Below are 3,648 nucleotides of genomic sequence, written 5' to 3' on the forward strand. Positions count from 1 at the left end.
AAGATGTAAATGAAAGTTTTTATAAAAAAATTTCCACCATTAGAAGTAGCATATATAAGACGAACTGGTAGCTACTTTGAACCACAAGATCACTGGGGAAAGTTACTGAATTGGTCAATTGAAAATAAACTTTATCCACCAGAGCAATCATTTATCGGAATATCATTAGATAATCCTGAACTTGTTGCAAGTCATAAGTGCCGGCATGATGCATGTGTTACGATTCCTGAAAACTTCGATAAAGAAAAGCATCATGATGTGCAATTTAAAAGATTAGATGGAGGTACATATGGTCTATACCAGTTCTATGATGAACCTCATAAATTAAGTGAAGCGTATCAATACATGTATGCAGAGTGGCTACCAAATAGTGAGTATGATGCAGATTATGATAGAGATAATTTAGAGTTTTGCTTAAATAATGTTGCTGAAGATCTAGACGGAAAGTTAAAGGTTAATTTATTTGTGCCAATTAAAAAGATATAAAAAAACAAATAATTTCATTTGTAGCTTTAAAATGAAATTGGAATAGTAGTGAAAGAAAAACTTTTTTTGAAGATAATATTTCTAGCGTAGGAATTTAAGTATGTAGGTTGCAATGAAAGGAGAATCCACATGGATACATTTGTAAATGACAAGTTTTATGAAACGAGAGATCAATTAGTTGAGGAAATTAATTTGTTGAGTGATGCTCAATTTAATAGGAAACCAGATAAGGATAAATGGAGTATTGCACAAGTTTGTCATCATTTAGTTTTATTAGATGAGAGAGTTATAACAGTTATTTCATCAGGATTAAAAAAGTTAGATAGTACCCAAAATGAGCGTAAAGAAATTCACACTATTTTATTAGATAGAGCGAAAAAGTTTATAGCTCCAGAAATGATTGAACCAAGTATAGAACCATTTGAAGTGGAGCAAATGCTCAATATGCTAAACGAATCAAGAAAAGAATTGATGCGTTTCCTGAGTACAATAGAAGATGAGTCTATATTAGCGAAAAAAGCAGTGATGCATCCAGCTCTTGGAGAATTATCCCTTGATCAGTGGATAGAACTGATTTATTTACATGAACAGCGTCATATTTCACAAATAAAAGAGATAAAATTACTTTGTGAAATTGAAAAGTAAAAATCATTCCCTATTTATTGATGCGTATTATAAACAGGGAAAACGGTTGATTCATATTGATTCAGAAGAAAACAAAAATAGAATGAAATTAGTTGAAAGTAACCAATAAGCTTAAGAAAATATGAAACTATCCGATTTTCTGTATAAGTGTAACCCCGTCTTAAATGAAGAGCGGGGTTATTTTTTTGGAAGTATTTTCATTGAGAAGGAAATACTTCGACAATGAAATTCAAAAAAATAATCATCATAACATATTTTATATGCGAATTTTAGTAAATTGAAATAATGATTTTATGATGATGAATGATATGTCCTTATTTTGAAAGTACTCTTCACACGCTTAAGGAAGGGGTATTCTGTCAGGAAACGATAAAATACAATTCTGTTAGGAGATGTATGCAATTTATTCTCTTTATTTTGCAACAGAACCACCTTCAAAATTATCTTTTGTAGTTGAAGTTTCCTGAATAATAAGTTACATTTTTAAAGTTCAAGCAACTTTATGAAAGTACAAAAAGGGGAGAAATATTATTAGTATGCAAAAAATGAAATGGAAGAACTATGTATGTTACTTTGTAATTCTATTACTGCTTGGAACAGCAGTAATAGTCAAACCACCTATCTCTAAGGCTGAGGAATCTGAAGTTAATATCACATTGTTAGGTACTGCAGATATTCATGGTAGATTTATGCCTTGGGATTATGCGCTTGATGGAGCAAATATGAGTGGAAGTTTGACGCAGCTTTATACGGTTATAAAGAAGGTCCGTCAAGAAAATCCAAATACCATATTAGTAGATGCTGGGGATACAATTCAAGGAAACTCAGTAGAATTATTCAACGATAAACCACAATCGCCAATGATGGTAGCGATGAATACAATGGGATATGACGCCTGGGCATTTGGAAATCATGAATTCAATTTTGGATTAGATACATTGAAAAAAGTTAGTGAGCAATATAAGGGAAAAACGTTAGCAGGAAATATTTATAAGGAAAATGGAGAGCGCTTTCTTCCTGCATATACAATTGTAGAAAAAGGTGGAATTAAAGTTGGGATTATTGGTATGAATACACCAATGATTAGTGATTTTGAAAAAGGGACAGATCACTTAGATGGTTTAGTGGTGAAAAATCCGGTAGAAGAGACGAAAAAGGCAATTAAGGAATTAGAAGGTAAAGTAGATGTAATGGTAGGAGTTATGCATATGGGATTAGAAAATGAGAATGGTATCCCTGGTACTGGTGTTCAAGATATTGCAAATGCTTGTCCGGAACTAAGCGCTATTTTTGCGGCTCACATGCATAAACTTGTAAAAAAAGAAGTTGTAAATGGCGTAATTATTACAGAACCAGATAAATATGGAACACATATTTCACGTATTGACCTTACTTTTACAAAGCAAGATGGGAAGTTGACTTTAAAAAATAAAACTGCTACCGCTATACCTGTAAAAAATGCTGATGGAACAACGATATTATCTGATCCTACACTTGAAGAAACATTAACACCTTTTCACGAATATGCGAGAGGAGATGCAAATGTTGTAGTCGCTCAATTAAAGGGTAGAAATCTTGTTCCTGAAAATGAAATAAAGGGTATTCCAAGTGTTCAGATTCAAGAAACACCTTTATCAGATTTCTTTCATGAAGTCATGCTCTACTACAGTAAAGCAGATGTAGTAGCCCATCAAATTGATAATGATTATGCCCGTTTGGATATAGGTCCTATTAAGAAAAAAGATATTGCGTACAATTACCAATATGCCTTGGGAGAAATTACAGTATATAAGATTTCTGGAAAAGATTTAAAAGACTATATGGAATGGGCAGCAGGATATTTTAACTCATCTCGTGCCGGAGATGTAACCGTTAGCTTTGATAAAACCCGCCGTGCATCTAAATACAGTACGAACGATTTCTTTGGAGGCGTAAAATACGAAATTGACTTAACAAAACCATATGGAAGTAGAATTACAAATTTACGCTCTATTCGTACAAACAAACCAATCAAAACGAGCGATGTTATGACGCTGGGAATGAATGCATATAGAATGGAGGCTCTTCAGGCAAAAGGGGGAGCTTTAGAGGGGCGTAAGTTTGAACAAATTTGGTCATCTAAACAAGAGAATGCATTTGGAGAAACAGGCGGAACCATTCGTAACCTTGCTATTACATATTTAAAAGAGGTAAAGAATGGTGTATACACTCCAAAAGTTATGCGTAATTGGAAAATTACTGGTGTAGATTTACATTCTTCAGAGCATAAGGCTGTAGTTGATCTCGTGAATAAAGGGATTTTAGAAATTCCAAAAACAGAAGACGGAAAATACACAAATATAGCATCTATAAATACGAAAGACTCAATTTCAAAAGAAGAAATTGTAGCACTCTCACAAAAAGCAAATATTAATCCAAATGAGTTTAATCATGCAAAGACAAAAGGTGAATTTTATAAAAAACTTAATAGGATTACTAAAAAAATATAAATTATAAGGTTTCTTATAGTGATTGTTA

At 32.6% G+C, this 3,648-nt stretch carries 3 protein-coding genes; all 3 read left to right on the plus strand.

Going from position 1 to position 3,648, the window contains the following annotated elements:
• Positions 1-9: 9 nt before the first annotated feature.
• Entirely contained in the window at positions 10-486 is a 477-nt protein-coding gene (locus ACQGSG_RS27550) for an AraC family transcriptional regulator (protein ID WP_000862353.1), read from the plus strand.
• Positions 487-615: 129 nt separating this feature from the next.
• On the plus strand, positions 616-1,131 hold the full coding sequence (locus ACQGSG_RS27555; RefSeq protein ID WP_325843089.1) for a DinB family protein: 516 nt from the start codon (positions 616-618) through the stop codon (positions 1,129-1,131).
• 536 nt (positions 1,132-1,667) lie between these two features.
• Positions 1,668-3,620 carry a bifunctional metallophosphatase/5'-nucleotidase gene (locus tag ACQGSG_RS27560; RefSeq protein WP_001171076.1) on the plus strand — a complete coding sequence of 651 codons (1,953 nt, stop codon included), beginning with the start codon at positions 1,668-1,670 and terminating at the stop codon, positions 3,618-3,620.
• Positions 3,621-3,648 lie beyond the last annotated feature (28 nt).

The organism is Bacillus sp. GMa5/1 (genome assembly GCF_050172015.1).
Lineage (GTDB): Bacteria > Bacillota > Bacilli > Bacillales > Bacillaceae_G > Bacillus_A > Bacillus_A cereus.

What these genes read in the sequence shown, in the direction of transcription:
- ACQGSG_RS27550 (WP_000862353.1), top strand. Translation starts at nt 10, where the DNA reads ATGAAAGTTTTTATAAAAAAATTTCCACCATTAGAAGTAGCATATATA.
- ACQGSG_RS27555 (WP_325843089.1), top strand. Translation starts at nt 616, where the DNA reads ATGGATACATTTGTAAATGACAAGTTTTATGAAACGAGAGATCAATTA.
- ACQGSG_RS27560 (WP_001171076.1), top strand. Translation starts at nt 1,668, where the DNA reads ATGCAAAAAATGAAATGGAAGAACTATGTATGTTACTTTGTAATTCTA.